Raw genomic sequence first — 23035 nt, 5'->3', positions numbered from 1 at the left:
GATGACTTGGGGAACCTTTTGGGGAAAGGGTGACAATGCTGCTTTGGCTCGTCGAACTGGCTGACACCGTGCAGGTGTTCAACCTGTTTCGCTACATTACCTTCCGGACGGGCGCTGCGCTGTTCACCTCGGCCACCATCGTCTTCCTGTTCGGACCGATGATCATCTCCTCCCTGCGCATCCGCCAGGGCAAGGGCCAGCCGATCCGCGCCGACGGGCCGCAGACGCATTTCAAGAAGGCCGGCACGCCCACGATGGGCGGTCTGATGATCCTCGCCGGCATCGTCGGCAGTGCGCTGCTGTGGGCCGACCTTTCCAACGTCTACGTGGTCGCGACGCTGCTCGTCACCCTCGGCTTCGGTGCGATCGGCTTCTACGACGATTATCTCAAGGTTACCAAGCAGACCGAGAAGGGGTTTTCCGGCAAGGCGCGCCTTGGCCTCGAATTCCTTATCGCCGGGGCTGCGACCTATTTCATGATGCGGGCGTCGCTGGCGACGGGTGCCGCCGGCTCGACCTTCGGTTCCTCCATCGCCTTTCCCTTCGCCAAGGACTTCCTGCTCAACCTCGGCATCTTCTTCGTGCTGTTCGGCGGTTTCGTCATCGTGGCGGCCGGCAATGCGGTGAACCTGACGGACGGCCTCGATGGCCTTGCGACGGTCCCCGTGATGATCTCTGCCGCCTCCTTCGGCGTCATCGCCTATCTTGCCGGCAACGCCGTCTTCGCGAACTACCTGCAGATCCATTTCGTGCCCGGCACGGGCGAGCTTGCCGTGGTGCTCGGTGCGGTCATCGGCGCCGGCCTCGGCTTCCTGTGGTTCAACGCCCCGCCGGCCGCCATCTTCATGGGCGACACGGGTTCGCTGGCGCTCGGCGGCCTCATCGGTACCGTCGCCGTCGCCACGAAGCACGAAATCGTCATGGCCATCATCGGCGGTCTCTTCGTCATGGAGACACTGTCGGTCATCATCCAGGTCGCTTCCTTCAAGCTGACGGGCAAGCGCGTCTTCCTGATGGCGCCGATCCACCACCATTTCGAGAAGAAGGGCTGGACGGAAAGCCAGGTCGTCATCCGCTTCTGGATCATCGCCGTCATCCTGGCGCTGGTCGGCCTTTCCACGCTCAAGCTGCGGTGAAGAGGCCATGATCTCCGTCACCACCTTCAAGGGAAAGACGGTCGCGCTCTTCGGGCTCGGCGGCTCCGGTCTTGCGACGGCGTTGGCGCTTGCCGCCGGCGGTGCCGATGTCACCGCCTGGGACGACAGCGCGGCAAGCGTCGAGAACGCGTCGTCCGCCGGTATCCGCACGGGTGACCTGCACAATCTCGACTGGACGGCCATCGACGCGCTGGTGCTCTCGCCCGGTGTGCCGCTCACCCATCCGAAGCCCCATTGGAGCGCGGAGCTTGCCCGCGCCGCCGGCGTCGAGATCGTCGGCGATGTCGAGCTCTTCGTGCGTGAGCGCCGGGCGCATGCGCCCGATTGCCCCTTCATCGCCATAACGGGCACGAACGGCAAATCGACCACGACGGCGCTGATCGCCCATATCCTCAAGGCGAGCGGGCGCGATACCCAACTCGGCGGCAATATCGGCACTGCGGTGCTGACGCTCGACCCGCCGAAGGCCGGCCGCTTCTATGTGGTCGAGTGCTCCTCCTACCAGATCGATCTGGCGCCGACGCTGAATCCGTCCGCCGGCATTTTGCTCAATCTGACGCCGGATCATCTCGATCGGCACGGTTCGATGGAGCACTATGCCGACATCAAGGAACGCCTTGTCGCCCACAGCCGGACCGCGATCGTCGGCGTCGACGACAGTTTTTGCGAACGCATTGCCGACCGCGTCGAGCGGGCCGGCACGAAGGTCGTGCGCATCTCCAAGCGCAATGTTCTGGCCGACGGCATCTATGCCGAGGGGCCGCGTCTCATCTTCGCGCAAGGTGGTGCGACCCGTGTGATCGCGGACCTCTCTTTGATCCAGACCCTGCGCGGCGCCCACAATGCCCAGAACGCCGCAGCCGCCGTCGCCGCTTGCCTTGCCGTCGGTATCGGTGAGGACGAGATCCGCGCCGGCCTTGCGTCCTTCCCGGGCCTCAAACATCGCATGCAGCCGGTCGGGCGCAAGGGCGGCACGCTCTTCGTCAACGATTCCAAGGCGACGAATGCCGATGCGGCGGCACCCGCCCTGTCGAGCTTCGACCGCATCTACTGGATTGCCGGCGGCGTGCCGAAGGAGGGCGGGATTTCCTCGCTCGGCACCTTCTTCCCGAAGATCGCCAAGGCCTATCTTATCGGCGAGGCGGCGCCCGCCTTCGCGGCAACACTGGGCGAGGCGGTACCCTTCGACATGTCCGGCACGCTGGAGCGGGCGGTTCAGGACGCGGCGGCGGATGCCGAGCGGGAAGGAAACGGCCCGGTTGCCGTTCTGCTTTCCCCGGCTTGCGCAAGCTTCGACCAGTACAAGAACTTTGAAGTGAGAGGCGATGCCTTCGTGAAACATGTCGCGGCGCTGCCGGGCGTGTTCATGCTGGTCGAGGTTTAGACGAAGCGATTCCGGCAGGCGCATGCGGCGGCTTGCGTCCGGAATGGTGGAAACAGAGGATTGAAACATGGTTAGTCGTGCCGAACGTGGTGCATTGGCGGACTGGTTCTGGACGATAGACCGGTTCTTCCTGGCGGCCTTCATCCTGTTGATGGGCCTCGGCTTCATGCTGTCCTTCGCGGCGAGCCCGCCGGTTGCCGAGCGCCTCGGGCTCGACAGCTTCCACTTCGTCAAGCGCCACGCCATGTTCCTGATCCCGGCCATCGCCGTGATGTTCGGCATTTCCTTCATGACGCCCCGGCAGGTGCGGCGGGCGGCGATGATCCTTCTCGTCATCTCGATCGCCGCCATGGTGCTGGCGCTGTTCTTCGGCGTCGAGGTCAAGGGCTCGCGGCGCTGGATTTCCATCGGCAGCTTCTCCATCCAGCCGTCGGAATTCATGAAACCGGCCTTCGTCGTCATCTGTGCCTGGCTTTTCGCCGAACACGCCCGCCAGCCGGAAATCCCCGGCAACCTCTTCGCCATCATCCTCTTCGGCATCGTCGCGGCGCTGCTCGTCGCCCAGCCCGACCTTGGCCAGACCATCCTGACCGCTGCCGTCTGGGGCGGCATGTTCTTCATGGCCGGCATGCCATGGCTCTGGATCATCGTGCTTGGCGGTGCTGCCGTCGGCGGCCTGTTGACGGCCTATACCTTCCTGCCGCACGTCGCCGGCCGTATCGACAAGTTCCTGACCGGCGAGGGCGACACGTTTCAGATGGACACGGCGCGCGAGGCGATCATCCGCGGCGACTGGTTCGGCCAGGGGCCGGGCGAGGGTACCGTCAAGCGCATCATCCCCGATAGCCACACCGACTTCATCTTCTCCGTCGCGGCCGAGGAATTCGGCATTCTCTTCTGCATGGTCATCGTCATGATTTTCGCCTTCGTGGTGATGCGCGGCCTCAACCATGCCTTCAAGGAGCGCAACGATTTCACGCGGTTCGCCGTTGCCGGCCTCGTGCTGCAGATCGGTACGCAGTCGATGATCAACATCGGCGTGAACCTCGAACTCCTGCCGGCCAAGGGCATGACGTTGCCGCTGATCTCCTACGGCGGCTCGTCGATGATCGCGATCTGCGTGACGGCCGGCTTCATTCTGGCGCTGACCCGCCACCGTCCGGAAAAGCGCGCCTCCGAGCGCAGCCTGTTCCGTGGTGGTATCATGGCGCCTGCCGAATAAGGGTTTTGCATGAACAAAGGCATCGTTCTTCTCGCCGCCGGGGGTACCGGCGGCCATCTCTTTCCCGCAGAGGCGCTCGCCCATGAGCTGAAGGCCGGCGGCTGGTCGGTGCATCTCGTCACCGACAGCCGTGCCGAACGTTTTGCGGGCAAGTTCCCGGCAGACGAGATCCATGTCGTGCCGTCGGCGACGATCGGCTCGAAGAACCCGGTCAGTGTGGTCAAGTCGCTGTTCACACTGTGGAAGGGTATTCGCGTCGCGCGAAAACTGATGGCGCGGCTGAAGCCGAAGGTCGTCGTCGGCTTCGGCGGCTATCCCACCGTGCCGCCGCTCATCGCCGCGACGGGCATGGGCATTCCCTCGATGATCCACGAGCAGAACGCCGTGATGGGCCGTGCCAACAAGGCATTGGCGAACCGCGTCAAGGCGATTGCCGGTGGCTTCCTGCCGGAAACGGACGGTCCCTATGCGGCAAGGACGGTGACGACGGGCAACCCGGTCCGCCCGGCTGTGCTCGAAGCCGCAAACATTCCCTACCAGGCCTCGACGGATGGCGAATTCCGTCTCGTGGTGTTCGGCGGCAGCCAGGGCGCGCAGTTCTTCTCCAAGGCCATCCCTTCGGCGATCGCGGCGCTCGAGCCGGCGGACCGGATGCGGCTCAGGATCACCCAGCAGGCGCGGCCGGAAGACCGCGACGAGGTGGTGCGCACCTATGGCGAGCTCGGCATTCCCGCCGACGTCTCGCCCTTCTTCACCGACATGGCCGCGCGTATCGGCAACGCCCACCTCGTCATCAGCCGTTCCGGCGCCTCGACGGTCTCGGAGGTCTCGGTCATCGGTCGGCCCGCCATCCTCGTGCCCTATCCCTATGCGCTTGATCACGACCAGGCGGCGAATGCCGCGGCGCTCGCCGCGGGCGGCGGGGCGAAGGTGATCGTGCAAGGAGAGCTCTCGACGGAGCGGCTTGCCAGCATCGTTTCGAAGGCGATGCACGATCCGGCGCGCATGACGGAGATGGCCGCAAACGCCAGAAAGGCGGGCAAACCGGATGCCGCGCGCTTGCTCGCCTTGATGGTTGAGGCTATTGCGGGCGGCAAGCCCATTGCACAGTTCAAGGGCGCACAATTCAAGGGAGAACGGCCATGAAGATGCCGCAGAGCATAGGGCTCGTTCATTTCATCGGCATTGGCGGCATCGGCATGAGCGGTATTGCCGAGGTGCTGCACAATCTCGGCCACAAGGTCCAGGGCTCCGACCAGGCGGATAGCGCCAACGTGCAGCGCCTGCGCGAAAAGGGCATCGAGGTCTTTGTCGGCCACAAGGCGGAAAACCTGGGCGACGCCGAAGTGGTCGTCGTCTCCACCGCGATCAAGAAGAGCAATCCGGAACTCGTCGCGGCGCGGGAAAAGCTGCTGCCGGTCGTGCGTCGGGCGGAGATGCTTGCCGAGCTGATGCGCTTCCGCAATGCCATCGCCATCGGCGGCACACACGGCAAGACGACGACGACCTCGATGGTCGCGACGCTGCTCGAGGCCGGCGGCCTTGACCCGACCGTCATCAATGGCGGTATCATCAACGCCTATGGCACCAATGCCCGCATGGGCGAGGGTGAATGGATGGTGGTGGAAGCCGACGAATCGGACGGCACCTTCCTGAAGCTGCCGGCGGATGTCGCTATCGTCACCAATATCGACCCCGAACATCTCGACCACTACGGCAATTTCGATGCCGTGCGCGCGGCCTTCCGCCAGTTCGTGGAAAACGTGCCGTTCTACGGCTTTGGCGTCATGTGCCTCGACCATCCGGAAGTGCAGGCCATGGTCAGCCGCATCGAGGATCGCAAGGTCATCACCTATGGCGAAAACCCGCAGGCCGACGTGCGTTTCGGCAATATCCGCATGGACGGCGCGACCTCGGTCTTCGACGTCGAGATCCGCCGCCGCCGCACCGGCCAGGTCATTTCCCTGAAGGACCTGCGCCTGCCGATGCCGGGTCGCCACAACGTTTCCAACGCGACGGCGGCGATTGCCGTTGCGCAGCGTCTCGGCATCGCGCCGGAGGCGATCGCCAAGGGGCTCGCCAGCTTCGGCGGCGTCAAGCGTCGCTTCACGCTGACGGGCAGCTGGAACGGCGTGAACGTCTATGACGACTATGGTCACCACCCGGTCGAGATCAAGGCCGTGCTGAGCGCGGCGCGCGAGGCCTGCACGGGTCGCGTCATTGCCGTTCACCAGCCGCACCGCTACAGCCGCGTCGCGAGCCTGTTCGAAGAATTCGCCGGCTGCTTCAACGATGCCGATACGGCGATGATCGCGCCGATCTATGCGGCGGGCGAGGACCCCATCGAGGGCGTCACGGCGGAGGAAATGGTTTCCCGCATCAAATCCGCCGGCCACCGGGACGCGCGTTTCCTGTCGTCGCCGGAAGCTTTGGCGCCGATCGTCGCCGGCATTGCAAAGCCCGGTGACTTTGTGGTTCTCTTGGGGGCTGGCAGCATCACGTATTGGGCGCAGGCGCTGCCGAAGGACTTGGCAGGCATTTCGGGGCAGGTGGCATGAAGCAGGTGGATGGTGCAAAACTTCTGGCGTCGTTGGGTGAGGGGATCAAGGAGGTCCGTGGCCGCCTGACGCCCGATGCGCCGATGGATCGCGTCACCTGGTTCCGGGCCGGCGGCCTTGCCGAGCTGATGTTTCATCCGCATGACGGCGAAGACCTTGCAACGTTCCTGAAGCTGGTTCCGGAGGAAGTACCGGTCACGGTGACCGGTGTCGGCTCGAACCTTCTGGTGCGTGATGGCGGCATTCCCGGCGTCGTGATTCGTCTTTCGGCCAAGGGGTTCGGTGATGTCGAGCTCGTTGGCGAGAACCGGATCAAGGCCGGCGCGATCTGCCCGGACAAGAACATCGCCGCCATGGCGCTCGACCACGGCATTGCCGGCTTCGAATTCTACTATGGCATTCCCGGTTCGATCGGCGGCGCGCTGCGCATGAACGCCGGCGCGAATGGCGGCGAGACCAAGGACCTCGTGGTGGAGGTGCATGCGATCGACCGCAAGGGCAACCCGCATGTGCTGTCCCATGCGGACATGGGCTATACCTATCGCCATTCGGCTGCGCCTGCCGACCTGATTTTCACCCACGCCGTCTTCCAGGGCGAGGCGGGTGACAAGACGGATATCCGCGCCAGGATGGATGCGGTGCGCCAGCATCGCGAGACCGTGCAGCCGATCCGCGAGAAGACCGGCGGTTCGACCTTCAAGAATCCCGAGGGGCATTCGGCCTGGAAGCTGATCGACGAGGCGGGCTGCCGCGGCGTGATGATCGGCGGCGCACAGATGTCGCCGATGCACTGCAACTTCATGATCAACACGGGTCAGGCGACCGGCTACGAGCTGGAATATCTCGGCGAGACCGTGCGCAGCCGCGTGCTGGAGCATTCCGGCATCATGCTGCAATGGGAAATCAAGCGCCTCGGCAATTTTATGCCGGGCTACGAGGTCAAGGAGTTCCTGGGCCGCGCAACGGCCTGATCCGACAACACTCTTGCTGGGGCGTTTTGACAAGCGCCCTCTCCCCCACAGGCAAGTTCATCGAAACGAAACTGTGTAACGTCGCGCCTCCGGCGCGCGATGCGGCTCTGCGCGCAGGGCCCTGATGGGGATATTCATGAACAGGAAACTCGCTGCCGAGTTCATCGGCACGTTCTGGCTCGTCTTCTGCGGCTGCGGCAGCGGAATCCTGGCTGCGGCCTTTCCGGAGAGTGGCATCGGCCTTGCCGGTATTTCCCTTGCCGCCGGCATCGCGCTGATGGCGATGATCTACACGATCGGCGGCATTTCCGGCGGGCATATGAACCCTGCCGTTTCCGTGGGCCTTGCCATCGCCGGCCGGTTTCCGGTTGCCCATATCCTGCCCTACGCGGTGGTGCAGGTTGCCGGTGCAACGGTGGCGGGCACCGTTCTCTATCTCATCGCTTCCGGCAGGGCCGGTTTCCAGGCGGGCGGTTTTGCCGCGAACGGTTACGGCGATCTCTCGCCGGGCGGCTATTCGCTGACGGCGGGTCTTGTGACCGAGGTGGTGCTGATGGCGCTCTTCCTGTTCATCGTCCTCGGCTCGACCCATCGGCGTGCGCCGGTGGATTTTGCGCCCGTCGTCATCGGTCTCAGCCTGACGGCGATCAACCTCGTGTCGATACCGGTCACCAACACGTCCCTCAATCCGGCGCGCTCGACGGGTGTCGCGTTCTTTGCCGAGACGGCGGCTCTGTCGCAGCTCTGGCTGTTCTGGCTCGCCCCTCTTCTCGGCGCCATTATCGGTGCCGTGGCCTGGAGATATGTCGGAGAGGCAGACGAGGCGCAGGCGAAACCGGCTCTGGTTTCGAGCAGAAATAATGTGCTTAATTAGAAAATGCGAAGATTTATTTTTCCTGTTCAGCCCCTGTTCATAGGGGTTTAGCGAAAGCTATGCTGGATCGCGCGATGGTTGCGCGATGAAGCCTCGCTCCAGCGGGGCTTTGACCAGGGGGCATTCATGTTCAAGAAACTTTCCGCCGAATTCCTCGGCACGTTCTGGCTTGTCTTCGGCGGCTGCGGCAGTGCGGTGCTGGCTGCTGCATTCCCGGAGGTCGGCATCGGCCATCTCGGCGTGTCCTTCGCCTTCGGCCTCACGGTGCTGACCATGGCCTATACGGTCGGCGGCATTTCCGGCGGGCATTTCAATCCCGCCGTCTCTGTCGGCCTGACGGTCGCCGGCAAATTCCCGGTTTCCAGCCTCGTGCCCTATATCGTGGCGCAGGTCGTCGGGGCGGTTGCGGCGGCGGCGGTGCTCTACCTCATCGCGTCCGGCAAGACAGGCTTCCAGGCGGGCGGTTTCGCCTCGAACGGCTATGGCGACCTGTCGCCGGGCGGTTACTCGCTGACGGCGGCGCTGGTTGCCGAAGTGGTGCTGACGGCGTTCTTCCTTATCATCATCCTCGGATCGACCCATGGCCGTGCGCCCGTCGGTTTCGCGCCGATCGCCATCGGCCTCGGCCTGACGCTGATCCACCTCATTTCGATCCCGGTGACGAACACCTCGGTCAACCCGGCCCGCTCGACCGGCGCGGCGCTCTTTGCCGATACGGCGGCGCTCTCGCAGCTCTGGCTGTTCTGGCTCGCCCCGGTCCTCGGCGCCGTGGTCGGCGCGGTGATCTGGAAGATCGTCGGCGAGGACGACTGATTGCGGACAAAAAAAGAACCCGCCGCGTTGCCGCGGCGGGTTTTTTGAAGGAAGCCACGAAGGGCTCAGACTTCTTCCTTGCCCGAGAGCAGGATGCAGACGAGCGTGATGACGGCTGACAGGCCGAGATAGTATCCGACATAGGTCATGCCGTAGTTCGCCTGGAGCCACGTCGCGATATAGGGCGCAAGCGACGCGCCGAAGATGCCGGCGAAGTTGAAGGTGATCGACGAGCCCGTATATCGCACCTTCGTCGGGAAGGGCGCGGCGAGCGCCGTGCCGATCAGACCATAGGTCATGCCCATCAGCGCCATGGCGAGGATGACGAAGACGAAGATGCCGCTCTCGCCGCCCGTCATCAGGCCCGGCAGGAGGAACGAGAAGGCGCCGATCAGCACGGTCGTGAGAATCAGCACCTCCCGGCGGCCGAACCTTTCGGCAAGCTTCCCGGCCAAAGGAATGAAGAGGCCGAACAGCACCGAGCCGAGGAGCTGGACTTCCAGCGCTTCGACGAAGGGCAGCTTCAGTATCTTGACGTTGTAGGACAGCAGATAGGCCGAGCCGATATAGAACAGCACAAAGGTGGCGAGCGCCACGAAGGTGCCGAGCACGAGGCTGCGCTTGTGGTTGCGGAAGAGCTCCACGACCGGGACTTCCACGCGCTCCTGCTTGTCGATGGCTTTCTGGAAGGCGGGCGTCTCGGTGATCGACAGGCGAACCCACAGGCCGACGGCGATCAGGATGATCGAGGCGACGAAGGGGATGCGCCAGCCCCAGGCGAGCAGCGATTCCTGCGACATGACATGCAGCAGAAGCCAGAAGACACCGGAGGAGAGGAAAAGGCCGACGGGGGCGCCGAGCTGCGGGAACATGCCGTACCAGCTGCGCTTGCCCGGAGGAGCGTTTTCGGTGGCGAGCAGCACCGCGCCACCCCATTCGCCGCCAAGCCCGAAGCCCTGGCCGAAGCGGCAGAGCGCCAGAAGCAGCGGCGCGAGCACGCCGATCGTCTCGTAGGAGGGCAGGAGGCCGATGATCACGGTGGAGACGCCCATGGTCAGGAGCGCCGCCACCAGCGTCGTCTTGCGGCCGACGCGGTCGCCATAGTGCCCGAAGACGACCGCACCGAGCGGACGGGCGAAAAAGGCGATCGAGAAGGTTGCGAAGGACGCGAGCAGGGCAGTCGTCGGATCGCTGTTCGGGAAGAACAGCGTCGGGAAGACCAGCACGGCGGCGGTGGCGTAGACGTAGAAATCGAAGAATTCGATGGTCGTTCCGACCAGGCTTGCAAAGAGAACGCGCGCCGGGGAGTTGAGCCCGGCGCGGTTGGAATGCGTTGCGGTCGGCGACCCGGAAGCGAGCGTATCACTCATCGTGGGTGCCTTTTCTTGGTTTTGAGGCTGTCTTGGGAGGCAGCGCCGTTCTATTACGTCAACCGATCGGTCGGTGAAACAATAAAAGTACGCTGAACGGTAAAAAATCGTACTTTTCGTACGCTTTCGGGCGATCCCGCATTTACCAAGCCTTTGCGGGCAGGCAGCGGCCGTTCGGTGTCGCTTTAGGAAGAGCTAAATTTTTCTTTTTCTTGCGTCCGTCACAACTCTCTGATTCCAGAGAGAGAATCGAAGCGTGACTTGATTCGGGACAGGAAAATTCGCCTCCGGGCGGCCGCGGTTAACGAAAGTAAACGCTTCATTAACCTTAATGGCGCTCTAGTGGTCCCAACTCGCTCGCCGAGTCGGATCGCAGAGGCAAATCAGGTCCGCGCAAGGGACGAGAGGCAGTGTGCGGAATTCAGTTGGGGGTTCTATGAGCGTAAAGCATGTCGCGATGCTGATGGGTGGTTTTTCGTCGGAACGGCCGGTGAGCCTTTCGTCGGGCAACGCCTGCGCCGACGCGCTTGAGGCCGAGGGCTACAAGGTCACGCGTGTCGATGTCGGTCACGATGTTGCAAGCGTGCTTGCCGAACTGAAGCCCGATGTCGCCTTCAATGCGCTGCATGGCCCCTTCGGCGAGGACGGCACCATCCAGGGCGTGCTCGAATATCTCGAGATCCCCTATACCCATTCCGGCGTGCTCGCCTCGGCGCTCGCCATGGACAAGGCGCAGGCAAAGATCGTCGCCAAGGCGGCGGGCATTCCGATCGCCGAGCAGCGGTTGATGAACCGCTTCGATTTCACCTCCTCGCATCCGATGAAGCCGCCCTATGTGGTGAAGCCCGTGCGCGAGGGGTCCTCCTTCGGCGTCGTCATGGTCAAGGAAGACCAGTCTCATCCCCCGCAGATCATTACCTCGTCCGAATGGCGCTATGGCGACAGCGTCATGGTCGAGCGCTACATCTACGGCCGCGAACTGACCTGCGGCGTTATGGGAGACGTGGCGCTTGGTGTCACGGAAGTGGTGCCCCAGGGCCACGCCTTCTACGACTATGATTCCAAATACGTAAAAGGCGGTTCGAAACACGTCATCCCGGCACAAATTTCACCGAATATTTACCAAAAAGTACAAACACTCTCCCTCAAGGCGCATCAAGCGATCGGGTGCCGTGGCGTCAGCCGTTCCGACTTCCGTTACGACGACCGATTCTCCGAGAATGGCGAGCTTGTCTGGCTGGAAATCAACACCCAGCCCGGCATGACCCCCACCTCCCTGGTGCCCGAAATGGCTGTTCATGCCGGCCATTCCTTTGGTGAATTCTTGCGGTGGATGGTGGAGGACGCGTCGTGTTTGCGTTGAGCGTCAAAAGGAGCAGGGTACGCCCCGTCGGGCCTCCGGAAACGGAAGCCGGTCGTGTGCTGCCGCGCCCGCTGCGCCGGATCGTCCGGTTCCTGGTCAGCCTTGCGGCCGGTCGTATCCACATTCCGCGCCATACCGGCAGCATCGCGACCGTGCTTTTCATCGGCGCGACGGGCCTCTACGGCATGTCGCTCGGCGGTCATTCGCAGGATGTCGCCCAGGCCTCGACGACGGCGATCGGCTTTGCCATCGAGGACGTCAAGGTTTCCGGCAACCGCGAGACTTCGGAAATCGACATTCTCGAACGCCTTGGCCTCGATGGCACGACCTCGCTGGTCGCGCTCGACGTCAACGAAGCCCGCAAGCAGCTCACCGAACTGCCGTGGGTCGAGGATGTCTCGGTTCGCAAGATCTATCCGGGCACGATCGAGATCGCACTGAAAGAGCGCGAAGCGTTCGGCATCTGGCAGCACGGCAGCGATCTTTCGCTGATCGAGAAGAACGGCAGCGTGATTGCGCCGCTGCGCGACAACAAGTTTTCGACGCTGCCGCTGTTCGTCGGCCGCGACGCCGAAACCGCTGCCGCCGGCTTTGCCGACGAGTTCGACAACTGGCCGGAAATCAAGGCGCGCGTGAAGGCTTACATCCGGGTCGCCGGCCGGCGCTGGGACCTGAGGCTCGACAACGGCATCGTCGTCAAGCTGCCGGAGCACAACGTGCCGCGCGCCATGGATACGCTGGCAACGCTTGAAGCGGAGCAGGGCATTCTGGAACGGGACATCGCGGCCGTTGATCTTCGGTTGGAAGACCGCACGACGGTTCGTTTGACGGAAGGGGCGCTCGAACGCCGCAATGCGGCGGTCGAGCAGAGAACGAAGGACCTGAAGAAGGCAGCGAAGCGCACATGAGCATTTTCGGTTCGTCCCATTTTGGCCTGCCGCGCTTGAAGCCGCTTTCCTCCAAGCGGGCGCATGTCGTTTCGGTCCTCGATATCGGCTCCACCAAGGTCGTCTGCATGATCGGCCGGCTGACGCCGCGCGCCGAGAGCGAGATCCTGCCCGGCCGAACGCACAATGTCGAAGTCATTGGCATCGGCCACCAGAAATCCCGCGGCGTGAAGAACGGCGTCATCACCGATCTCGACGCGGCCGAAAGCGTCGTACGCCTTGCCGTCGATGCGGCCGAGCGCATGGCCGGCCTGACCATCGAAAGCCTGATCGTCAACGTTTCGGCCGGCCGCCTGCAAAGCGACGTCTACACCGCGACCATCGATCTCGGCGGCCAGGAAGTCGACGCGAACGACCTGCGCAAGGTGCTTGCCGTTGCCGGCCAGCAGTCGCTGCGCCAGGACCGCGCCATCCTCCACTCGCTGCCGACGGGCTTCTCGCTCGACGGCGAGCGCGGCATCCGCGATCCGCTCTCCATGTTCGGCGACGTGCTCGGCGTCGACATGCATGTGCTGACGGCGGAGCGCGCCGCGCTGAAGAACCTCGAACTGTGCATCAACCGCGCCCACCTCTCCGTCGAGGGCATGGTCGCGACGCCCTATGCCAGCGGCCTTTCCGCGCTCGTCGACGATGAGGTCGAACTCGGCTGCGCCTGCATCGACATGGGCGGCGGCACGACGACGATCTCCGTCTTCGCCGAAGGCAAGCTGGTGCATTCCGACGCCGTCTCGCTCGGCGGCCACCACGTCACGACGGACCTTGCGCGCGGTCTTTCGACCCGCATCGAGGATGCCGAACGCCTGAAGGTCGTGCACGGTTCGGCGCTGCCGAACGCGGCCGACGAGCGCGACATCGTCACCGTCCCGCCGATCGGCGAGGATGACCGCGACCAGCCGACCCATGTGCCGCGTGCGCTGCTCTCGCGCATCGTGCGTGCCCGCATCGAAGAGACCATCGAACTCATCCGCGACCGCATCCAGCGCTCCGGCTTTTCGCCGATCGTTGGAAAGCGAATCGTGCTGACGGGCGGCGGGAGCCAGCTCACCGGCCTGCCGGAAGTCGCGCGCCGCATCCTCGCCCGCAATGTCCGCATCGGCCGCCCGCTCGGCGTGTCCGGCCTGCCGACGGCGGCGAAGGGCCCGGCCTTTTCGACAGCGGTCGGCCTGATGATCTATCCGCAGGTCGCGGAACTGGAAGAACACGCTGTGCAGGGCGGCATGCTCTCGCAGCTCACGGGTGGCAACGGCCGCATTGCCCGCATGGGCCAGTGGCTGAAGGAAAGTTTCTGACGGGTTTTCCGGCGGCGTAGTGCCGGGAAAGACCGAGATTTGAGTTTTGGGAATAGACCGGCTGGGCGAAGCGGCCGGAAACGAAAGGAACACTGCAATGACTATCAAGCTCCAGAAGCCGGACATCACCGAGCTGAAGCCCCGCATCACCGTCTTCGGTGTCGGCGGGGGCGGTGGCAATGCTGTCAACAACATGATCACCGCGGGCCTGGAAGGCGTCGACTTCGTCGTCGCCAACACCGACGCCCAGGCGCTGACCATGACCAAGGCGACGCGGATCATCCAGATGGGTGTCGCCGTCACCGAAGGTCTTGGCGCCGGCTCGCAGCCGGAAGTCGGCCGCGCTGCCGCCGAAGAGTGCATCGATGAGATCATCGACCACCTCAACGGCACCCACATGTGCTTCGTCACCGCCGGCATGGGCGGCGGCACGGGCACGGGTGCGGCTCCGGTCGTCGCGCAGGCCGCCCGCAACAAGGGCATCCTGACGGTCGGCGTCGTCACCAAGCCGTTCCACTTCGAAGGCGGCCGCCGTATGCGCCTTGCCGAAGAAGGCATCCAGGAACTGCAGAAGTCGGTCGACACCCTGATCGTCATCCCGAACCAGAACCTCTTCCGCATCGCCAACGACAAGACCACCTTCGCCGACGCCTTCGCGATGGCCGACCAGGTGCTCTATTCGGGCGTCGCCTGCATCACCGACCTGATGGTCAAGGAAGGCCTCATCAACCTCGACTTCGCCGACGTCCGCTCGGTGATGCGCGAGATGGGTCGCGCCATGATGGGCACGGGCGAAGCTTCGGGCGAAGGCCGCGCAATGGCCGCTGCCGAAGCCGCGATCGCCAATCCGCTGCTCGACGAAACCTCGATGAAGGGCGCACAGGGCCTGCTCATCTCCATCACGGGTGGCCGTGACCTCACCCTCTTCGAAGTCGACGAAGCCGCAACCCGCATCCGCGAGGAAGTCGATCCGGACGCAAACATCATACTCGGCGCTACCTTCGATGAAGAGCTCGAAGGCCTGATCCGCGTTTCCGTTGTTGCAACCGGTATCGACCGCGCGGCCTCGGAGGTGGCTGCACGTAATGCTGACTTTCGCAGCCTCAGCAAGCCGGTAGTTCGTCCCTCCGCCGCCGTTCCGGTCCAGCCGCAGTTCCAGGCCGTCGCGCCCCAGCCGCAGCCGGTCATGCAGCAGCCCGTCATGCAGCAGCCGGTTGCCCAGCAGCCGCTCGTCGATCCGATCGCCGAAGCCATCCGCGCCTCGGAAGAGAGCCTCGAGCGGGAACTGGCCATTCCGGTGAACCGTCCGGCTCCGGTGCAGCAGCCGGTCGCTTCCACCCAGGAAGAGCCGCGCCTGCAGAACCGTCTCTTCGCCGCTCCGGCAGAAATGCCGGCGCAGCGTCCGGTCCAGCAGCAGCCGATGCACCAGGCTCCGGTCATGCAGCAGCGCGTCGAACCGTCCGCTCCGATCATCCGGCAGGAGCCGCAGACGATGCGCATGCCGAAGATCGAGGACTTCCCGCCGGTCGTGCAGGCCGAGATCGACCATCGCGCTGCCCAGCAGCCGGTCGCCTCGCACAGCGAAGAGCGCGGCCCGATGGGTCTCCTGAAGCGCCTGACGTCCTCGCTCGGCCGTCACGAGGAGCCGCAGGTCGCCCAGGAGCCGGCACCGCAGGCCCAGCAGCAGCGCCGCCCGCTGTCGGCTGAAGCCAGCCTCTATGCTCCGCGCCGCGGCCACCTCGACGATCATGGCCGCGCCAATCCGCAGCCGCGTTCGCTTGGTGAGGACGACCAGCTCGAAATTCCGGCCTTCCTGCGCCGCCAGTCGAACTGAGGTCTTCCCGGAGATCGTTTTTCAGAATGCCCGGACCCTGGTCCGGGCATTTTTGATTCGCCTCTGATTTCAAGAGCTTGCCGCCGAGATAAAGCGTTACAAAGCGAAAGAAACAGTGATTTGTGTAGCCCTGAGGGACCTACTACATTCAGGCTAGGCACAGGGGCCAGTCAGGGATCGGATGCCGGCATCGCGCCGGAGAGCATCAAATCACTCCAGACGTCGAGGCGGACTTGTCGGTGGGCGCAGCGCGCCCGGCCAAGGGTTTCCTTGGGCCAATGAAAGACCGGGGCTCCCGCGAGCCCATGAAAGACAGAATGTCGGCGAGGAATGAGCCGACAGTAAGACGAGGCGAATGCACATGACGATCGGTATGCTCGGTTTCCAGACGACGATTGCGAACCCGGTGACCATTTCGGGCACGGGCGTCCATTCCGGCGCGGCCGTTTCGATCACCTTCAATCCTGCCGAAGCCGACAGCGGCATCGTCTTTCAGCGCCTGCACGACGACGGCACCGTCAGCGAATACCGCGCGGTCTCCGCACAGGTCGGCAACACGGACCTCTGCACGGTCCTCGGTTTTTCGCCGGCCACCATGATCGCCACCGTGGAGCACGTCATGGCTGCGCTGTACGCGCTTGGCCTCGACAACGTGCTGATCGAAGTCACCGGCGCCGAAATGCCGATCATGGACGGCAGTTCTGCGCCGTTCATCGACGCGATCGACCAGGTCGGCCTCATCCCGCTCGCCGTCAAGCGCCGCTATATCCGCATCGTCAAGCCGGTGCGTGTCGAGGCAGGCGCGTCCTGGGCCGAGTTCTCGCCCTATGACGGTACGCGATTCGAAGTCGAGATCGATTTCGACTGCCCGTTGATCGGCCGCCAGTCCTGGAAGGGCGACCTTACGCCGACAGCGTTCCGCAACGAACTGTCGCGCGCCCGCACCTTCGGTTTCATGCGCGACGTGGAAAAGCTCTGGGCCGCCGGCTTTGCGCTCGGCTCGTCGCTGGAAAATTCCGTCGTCATTTCCGATGACAACACCGTGATCAATGTCGAGGGCCTGCGGTACGCCAAGGACGAGTTCGTGCGCCACAAGACGCTCGACGCCGTGGGTGACCTTGCGCTTGCCGGTGCACAGTTCATCGGCTGCTACCGCTCCTATCGCGGCGGCCACAAGATGAACGCCCATGCCCTGAAGGCGCTGCTCAGCGACCGTACGGCCTATGAGGTCGTCGAAGCCGCCGCGCCGCGCTCGCGGCCGGGGCAGCGCGAGCTGATCGCGGTCAACGCGCCGGAATTTGCGCCCTGGTCCCTTTGAAGGGAATTTTTCCGGCCGCTGCTTTCCAGACAGCCTTGCCACAAAAATGCGTTAATGCATCGGCATGGCGTTGCGGTCTTCACGTATTTGGAGATACAACGCGGGGCGCGCGGGGCGGGTTACCGCATCGCGTCCGTTGAACTGGGATTGTCACATGGTTGTTGCAGGGTCTGTTGGTGTGAAGAAGACGGCGCGCATTGTCTATCTTACGCTTTTTGCGGCGGCTTCGCCTGTCGTTCTTTCCGCGTGCCAGTCGGATCCCGATATCGACATCACCAAGCTGGCCGGCGAGACTGAGCCTGCCGACAAGCTCTACAACCAGGGCCTTGCCAACCTGAACGCCGGCAAGGTGGGAGAGGCGAGCCGCAAGTTCGAGGCCGTCGATCGCCAGCATCCCTTCTCCGAGGAAGCGCGCAAGGCGCTCGTCATGTCGGCCTTCACCAATTACCGCCAGGGCCGCAACGAGGAAGCGATCACCGCCGGCAAGCGCTATCTCAACCTCTATCCGGGTTCGGAAGACGCGGCCTATGCGCAGTACATCGTCGGCCTTGCCTATTGGAAGCAGATCCCGAGCGTGACGCAGGACCAGCGCGCCTCCGCGCAGACGCTGGAAGCCATGCAGGCCGTTGTCGAGAACTACCCCGATTCGGAATATGTCGAGGACGCGCAGACCAAGATGCGGTTTGCCCGTGACCAGCTCGCCGGCAAGGAAATGCAGGTCGGCCGCTACTATCTCGAGCGCAAGGAATATATCGCGGCAGCCAGCCGCTTCCGCGTCGTCGTCGAAAAGTATCCGATGACCAACCAGATCGAGGAAGCGCTCGCCCGTCTCGTCGAGACCTATTACGCCATGGGCGTGGATACGGAAGCGCAGACGGCGGCGGCGGTGCTCGGCCATAACTATCCCGACAGCCAGTGGTATTCCGACAGCTACAAGCTCCTGCAGTCGAAGGGCCTCGAACCGCGTGAAAACAGCGGGTCCTGGATTTCTCGTGCAGGCAAGAAGCTGCTCGGCGTCTAAGCAAGAGATATGGCAGGGCCATGCTGGCGCAGCTTTCGATCCGCGATATCGTCCTGATCGAAAGGCTCGACCTTGCTTTCGAGCCGGGCCTTTCCGTGCTGACGGGCGAGACGGGCGCCGGAAAATCCATTCTTCTCGACAGTCTGTCGCTCGCGCTCGGCGGGCGGGGTGACGGCTCGCTGGTGCGCCATGGCGTGGATCGCGGTCAGGTGACGGCGGTCTTCGACGTGCCGCATGGTCACGCCGCCCGGACGCTCCTGCGCGACAATGGCATCGACGACGATGGCGACCTCATCTTCCGGCGCCAGCAATCCGCCGACGGGCGCACCAAGGCCTTCGTCAACGATCAGCCGGTCTCCGTGCAGCTGATGCGGCAGGTCGGCCAGCGCCTCGTCGAAATTCATGGCCAGCATGACGATCGTGCGCTTGTCGATACCGATGCGCACCGTCTGCTGCTCGATGCCTTCGGCGGTCTCGGCGAGGCGGCAGGCGATGTCGGCACGCTCTATCACCAGTGGAAGGAAGCCGAACGCACGCTGCGCCGTCACCGTGACAAGGTGGAAGCGGCTGCCCGCGAGGCCGATTACCTGCGTTCCTCCGTCGAGGAGCTGGAAGTCCTCTCGCCGCGGGATGGCGAGGAGGATGCGCTGGCGGAAGTCCGCGCCCGCATGATGAAGGCCGAGCGTATCGCCGGTGACATCAACGAGGCGAGCGAATTCCTGAATGGCAATGCCTCGCCCGTGCCCCTCATCGCCGCGCTTGTGCGCCGTCTTGAGCGCAAGAGCCACGAGGCGCCGGGCCTGCTGGAGGAGACGGTCGAGCTGCTCGATCAGGCATTGAACCAGCTTTCCGACGCACAGATGGCCGTCGAGGTGGCGCTGCGCAAGACCGAATACGATCCGAAGGAGCTGGAGCGCACGGAAGAGCGCCTCTTCGCCCTGCGCGCGGCTGCCCGCAAATACTCCGTGCCCGTCACCGGCCTTCCGGCCCTTGCCGCCAAGATGATCGCCGATCTTGCCGATCTCGATGCCGGCGAGGAGAAGCTGGTGCGGCTTCAGGCGCATCTTGCCGAGACGCGTGCCGCATTCGACCAGGCCGCCCGTTCGCTCTCCGACAAGCGCCACCATGCGGCGGACGCGCTTGCCGCCGCCGTCATGGCGGAGCTGCCGGCGCTGAAGCTGGAGCGCGCGCGCTTCACCGTCGAGATCACCACCGACCTGGAGGGTGGCGCGGAAGAGGGGATCGACACGGTCGAATTCCACGTCCAGACCAATCCCGGAACGCGTCCCGGTCCGATCATGAAGGTCGCCTCCGGCGGCGAACTCTCGCGTTTCCTGCTGGCGCTGAAGGTGGCGCTCGCCGACCGCGGCTCTGCGCCGACCCTCGTCTTCGACGAAATCGATACCGGCGTCGGCGGTGCGGTGGCCGATGCCATCGGCCAGCGGCTGAAGCGGCTGTCCTCCACCGTGCAGGTGCTCTCCGTCACCCACGCCCCGCAGGTCGCGGCCCGTGCGGCGACGCACCTTCTCATCTCCAAGGGACCAGTCGAAGGCAGCGAGACCGTCGCCACCCGCGTCGCCCGCATGGACGATGGCGCGCGCACGGAAGAAATCGCCCGCATGCTCGCCGGCGCTTCGGTGACCGACGAGGCGAGGGCGGCGGCGGCGCGGTTGCTTTCGGGTGGGATATAGCCGGCGACGGCCCCTCATCGCGCTGCCATCTTTTCTTTCACCTCATTTCCTCTAGAACGGTGGCAGAATCCCGGAGCAGGCCATGGCGAATGTGAAAACCCCCGTCGAGAATCTCAATGAAGAAGAGGCTGCGGCAGAACTCGCCTTTCTGGCGGCCGAAATTGCGCGCAACGACGACCTGTACCACGGTCAGGACGCGCCGGAAATTTCGGATGCCGACTATGACGCCCTGAAGCGGCGCAACGAGGCGATCGAGGCGCGGTTTCCGGCGCTGGTGCGCGACGACAGCCCGTCGCGCCGCATCGGCTCGGCTCCACTGCCGACCTTCGCGCCGATCACCCATTCGCGCCCGATGCTCTCGCTCGACAATACGTTCTCCGACGAGGACGTCCGGGACTTCGTCGCCTCCGTCTACCGCTTCCTTGGCCGCCTGCCGGACGATTCGATCGCGTTTACCGCCGAGCCGAAGATCGACGGCCTTTCGATGTCGATCCGCTACGAGAACGGCCGGCTGGTCAGCGCGGCGACGCGCGGCGACGGCACGACGGGCGAGAACGTCACCGCCAATGTCATGACCATCGGCGAGATCCCGAACCGCCTGCCGGCCGGTGCGCCTGATGTCGTTGAGGTGCGCGGCGAGGTCTATATGGCCAAGAGCGACTTTCTGGCGCTCAATGAGAAGATGGCGGCGGAGGGCAAGCAGACCTATGTCAACCCGCGCAACACGGCGGCGGGCTCGCTGCGCCAGCTCGACGCGACGGTGACGGCGAGCCGAAAGCTGCGTTTCTTCGCCTATGCCTGGGGCGAGATGTCGGCCATGCCGGCCGATACGCAATATGGCATGATCGAGGTGCTGAAGGCCTGGGGCTTCCCGGTCAATCCGATGACCAAGCGGCTTTCCCGCGTCGATGACATCATCGCGCATTACCGCGAGATCGGCCTCGACCGCCCGGATCTCGACTATGACATCGACGGCGTCGTCTACAAGGTGGACGAACTGGCATTGCAGGAACGCCTCGGTTTCCGCTCCCGCTCGCCGCGCTGGGCGACGGCGCACAAGTTCCCGGCCGAGCAAGCCTTCACCACCGTCGAGGATATCGACATCCAGGTGGGTCGGACCGGGGCGCTGACGCCCGTCGCCCGCCTTGCACCCGTTACCGTTGGCGGCGTGGTCGTCACCAATGCAACCTTGCACAATGCCGACTACATCGCGGGCATCGGCAACAGCGGTGACCGCATCCGGCCGGAGGGCCATGACATTCGCATCGGCGACACCGTTATCGTGCAGCGCGCGGGCGATGTCATTCCGCAGGTGCTTGGCGTCGTGCTGGAGAAACGCAAACCGGAATCGCAACCATACGAATTTCCGACGGAATGCCCGTCCTGCCGCAGCCATGCCGTCCGCGAACGCAACGAAAAGACCGGCCGCCTCGATTCGGTGACACGGTGCACGGGCGGGTTCGTCTGCCCCGCGCAGGCGGTGGAGCATCTCAAGCATTTCGTCTCGCGCAACGCCTTCGACATTGAAGGCCTCGGGACCAAGCAGATCGACTTCTTCTTCACCGCGCAGGACGATAGTCTCAGCATCCGCACCGCGCCTGACATCTTCACGCTCCGGAAGCGGCAGGACGAATCCGAGCTGACGAAACTCGAGAATATTGACGGTTTCGGCAAGGTGAGCGTTCGCAAGCTCTATGATGCCATCGATGCGCGGCGCTCCATCGCGCTCAACCGTTTCATCTACGCGCTCGGTATCCGCCATGTGGGGGAAGGCAATGCCAAGCTGCTGGCGCGCGCCTACGGCACCTACGCGGCCTTCGAGGAGGCGCTGATCGCGGCGTCGTCGTTTTCGGGCGACGCGTGGACCGAACTGAACAGCATCGACGGGATCGGCGAGGTCGTCGCCCGGGCTCTCGTGGAGTTCTACAAGGAACCGCGCAACCTTCAGGTCATCGCTGCCCTGCGCAAGGAGGTGGAGCCGCAGGCCGCCGAAGCAGTGGCGGCGACCGCGAGCCCGGTCGCCGGCAAGACGGTGGTGTTCACGGGATCGCTGGAGAAGATGACGCGCGACGAGGCCAAGGCGATGGCTGAGCGGCTGGGCGCCAAGGTGGCGGGTTCTGTCTCCAAGAAGACGGATCTCGTGGTCGCTGGGCCGGGCGCCGGCTCCAAGCTCGACAAGGCGCGGGAGTTCAACGTCGAGGTCATCGACGAGGACGGCTGGCTCGAGCGGATCAAGGCGCCGTGACGATCGAGCCGCGCACGAGGAAGCGGCCGTCGAAGGTCATGGGCACGCCCTGGCCTTCGTTGTAGTCCCGCGTGCCGCCGAGATAGGCATGCATGTGCAGGTGCGGCTCGGATGAATTGCCGGAATTGCCGACCTGGCCGAGCGTTTCGCCCTTCGTGACGACCGCGCCATCGGCGACGGCGACCGAACCCTTGCGGAAATGGGCAAGCAGGATGCGCGCCGAGCCGCAGGCGAGGATGATGTGGTTGCCCGCCGGCGCCTCGGTATTGCTCTCGGAGATGCGGTTGTCATCGACACCGTCGTGGGTGGCGATGGCGACGCCGTTGCAGGGGCTCTTCACCTCCCGGTCATAGATCTCGTAGTCCGCAAGGTCCTTCGGCATCAGCCCGTTCGCGCGCATGCCGAAACCGTTAAGCGCGACGATGTCGAGCGCGAAGCGCTGGCTCTGGCTGGCGTGGTGATAGTTGATCGAGGTCGTGCCGCCGCCCTGGCCGACATAGTAGGTGCCGGCGGCGAACGGGAAGGCGAGCTCCACGGCCGTCTCCTTGTAGCCGTAGCCGGAAAGGGCCCGTGCCGTCAGCGCCAGGAAGAACACGGCCATGGCTGCGGTGAAGCCATGCGCGCGCAAGAGCGAGGGTGATGCATTCCAGGGCCGGCCGCGAACGCGCAGATAGGAGAGGGCGGCGGCCACGACGAACGCCGCCGGCAGGAGCATTGCAAGGGCGGAGCCGAGGAAATCCCAGCGCCCGATGACGGTGACGAAGGCGAAGTAGGCCGCCCCGTAGGTGACGCGTGTCAGCCAGCCGAGCCGGTCGATGGGGCGGGGCAGAAAGAGCCAGGAGAAGAAGAAGGCCGGGAGGAGGACCTGGGTGGTCAGCAGGATGAGAATGGGCCATGCCATGGTGAAGCCTTGCGGGGTCTGGAATGCCCATTTCGATGCGGACACGGATACTTGTCTTTTGTTCAATCCGCAGATGC

At 64.3% G+C, this 23035-nt stretch carries 18 protein-coding genes; 16 read left to right on the top strand and 2 right to left on the bottom strand.

Features of this window, described 5'->3' with window-relative positions; translation table 11 throughout:
• Positions 1 to 35 precede the first annotated feature (35 nt).
• From mraY to aqpZ (K0P03_RS11575), 8 genes are all read left to right on the top strand, one after another.
• Positions 36 to 1136: a phospho-N-acetylmuramoyl-pentapeptide-transferase gene (mraY, locus tag K0P03_RS11610; protein WP_023516116.1), complete on the top strand. Its 1101-nt coding sequence runs from the start codon at positions 36 to 38 to the stop codon at positions 1134 to 1136.
• 7 nt (positions 1137 to 1143) lie between these two features.
• Positions 1144 to 2541, top strand: a complete 1398-nt coding sequence (gene murD / locus K0P03_RS11605; RefSeq protein WP_272789654.1) for a UDP-N-acetylmuramoyl-L-alanine--D-glutamate ligase — start codon at positions 1144 to 1146, stop codon at positions 2539 to 2541.
• Positions 2542 to 2608: 67 nt separating this feature from the next.
• The gene (gene ftsW / locus K0P03_RS11600; protein WP_023516471.1) at positions 2609 to 3763 is read left to right on the top strand and encodes a putative lipid II flippase FtsW; all 1155 of its coding nucleotides are present in this window, start codon (positions 2609 to 2611) and stop codon (positions 3761 to 3763) included.
• A gap of 9 nt (positions 3764 to 3772) precedes the next feature.
• A complete protein-coding gene (gene murG, locus K0P03_RS11595; RefSeq protein ID WP_272789653.1) occupies positions 3773 to 4909 on the top strand; it encodes an undecaprenyldiphospho-muramoylpentapeptide beta-N-acetylglucosaminyltransferase in 1137 nt (378 codons plus the stop codon).
• The gene (gene murC / locus K0P03_RS11590) at positions 4906 to 6321 is read left to right on the top strand and encodes a UDP-N-acetylmuramate--L-alanine ligase (protein WP_023516473.1); all 1416 of its coding nucleotides are present in this window, start codon (positions 4906 to 4908) and stop codon (positions 6319 to 6321) included. The genes murG and murC overlap by 4 nt, the downstream gene beginning before the upstream one ends.
• Entirely contained in the window at positions 6318 to 7292 is a 975-nt protein-coding gene (murB, locus tag K0P03_RS11585) for a UDP-N-acetylmuramate dehydrogenase (RefSeq protein ID WP_050744536.1), read from the top strand. Before murC ends, murB begins: the two co-directional genes overlap by 4 nt.
• 136 nt (positions 7293 to 7428) lie before the next feature.
• Positions 7429 to 8166 (top strand): aquaporin Z, encoded by a 738-nt coding sequence (gene aqpZ / locus K0P03_RS11580; protein ID WP_272789652.1) that lies wholly within the window; start codon positions 7429 to 7431, stop codon positions 8164 to 8166.
• Between the two features lie 126 nt (positions 8167 to 8292).
• Positions 8293 to 8979 carry an aquaporin Z gene (gene aqpZ / locus K0P03_RS11575; protein ID WP_272789651.1) on the top strand — a complete coding sequence of 229 codons (687 nt, stop codon included), beginning with the start codon at positions 8293 to 8295 and terminating at the stop codon, positions 8977 to 8979.
• 65 nt (positions 8980 to 9044) lie between these two features.
• On the opposite strand, the gene K0P03_RS11570 is transcribed toward aqpZ (K0P03_RS11575), so the two are convergent.
• Positions 9045 to 10349: an MFS transporter gene (locus K0P03_RS11570; protein WP_050744538.1), complete on the bottom strand. Its 1305-nt coding sequence runs from the start codon at positions 10347 to 10349 to the stop codon at positions 9045 to 9047.
• Positions 10350 to 10785: 436 nt separating this feature from the next.
• Between K0P03_RS11570 and K0P03_RS11565 the strand changes: the two genes are divergently transcribed.
• From K0P03_RS11565 to ligA, 8 genes are all read left to right on the top strand, one after another.
• Positions 10786 to 11712 (top strand): D-alanine--D-alanine ligase, encoded by a 927-nt coding sequence (locus K0P03_RS11565; RefSeq protein WP_024271548.1) that lies wholly within the window; start codon positions 10786 to 10788, stop codon positions 11710 to 11712.
• Positions 11700 to 12620 (top strand): cell division protein FtsQ/DivIB, encoded by a 921-nt coding sequence (locus K0P03_RS11560; protein WP_023515847.1) that lies wholly within the window; start codon positions 11700 to 11702, stop codon positions 12618 to 12620. The genes K0P03_RS11565 and K0P03_RS11560 overlap by 13 nt, the downstream gene beginning before the upstream one ends.
• Entirely contained in the window at positions 12617 to 13948 is a 1332-nt protein-coding gene (ftsA, locus tag K0P03_RS11555) for a cell division protein FtsA (RefSeq protein WP_023515848.1), read from the top strand. The genes K0P03_RS11560 and ftsA overlap by 4 nt, the downstream gene beginning before the upstream one ends.
• 97 nt (positions 13949 to 14045) lie before the next feature.
• Entirely contained in the window at positions 14046 to 15782 is a 1737-nt protein-coding gene (gene ftsZ / locus K0P03_RS11550; RefSeq protein WP_272789650.1) for a cell division protein FtsZ, read from the top strand.
• 361 nt (positions 15783 to 16143) lie between these two features.
• The gene (gene lpxC, locus K0P03_RS11545) at positions 16144 to 17100 is read left to right on the top strand and encodes a UDP-3-O-acyl-N-acetylglucosamine deacetylase (protein ID WP_050744603.1); all 957 of its coding nucleotides are present in this window, start codon (positions 16144 to 16146) and stop codon (positions 17098 to 17100) included.
• Between the two features lie 154 nt (positions 17101 to 17254).
• Positions 17255 to 18121: an outer membrane protein assembly factor BamD gene (locus K0P03_RS11540; protein WP_023513535.1), complete on the top strand. Its 867-nt coding sequence runs from the start codon at positions 17255 to 17257 to the stop codon at positions 18119 to 18121.
• A gap of 20 nt (positions 18122 to 18141) precedes the next feature.
• Positions 18142 to 19812, top strand: coding sequence for a DNA repair protein RecN (recN, locus tag K0P03_RS11535; protein WP_272789649.1), 1671 nt, complete (start codon positions 18142 to 18144; stop codon positions 19810 to 19812).
• An 82-nt stretch (positions 19813 to 19894) separates the two neighbouring features.
• Complete coding sequence (ligA, locus tag K0P03_RS11530; protein WP_272789648.1) at positions 19895 to 22057, top strand: NAD-dependent DNA ligase LigA; 2163 nt, start codon at positions 19895 to 19897, stop codon at positions 22055 to 22057.
• Here ligA and K0P03_RS11525 read toward each other — a convergent pair.
• Complete coding sequence (locus K0P03_RS11525) at positions 22044 to 23003, bottom strand: M23 family metallopeptidase (RefSeq protein WP_272789647.1); 960 nt, start codon at positions 23001 to 23003, stop codon at positions 22044 to 22046. The genes ligA and K0P03_RS11525 overlap by 14 nt on opposite strands.
• Between the last annotated feature and the right edge of the window lie 32 nt (positions 23004 to 23035).

It is taken from the genome of Shinella sp. HY16 (assembly GCF_028534175.1).
GTDB lineage: Bacteria > Pseudomonadota > Alphaproteobacteria > Rhizobiales > Rhizobiaceae > Shinella.
Note: the sequence above shows the minus strand (reverse complement) of the source record. Positions and strands in the feature narration are given on the sequence as shown.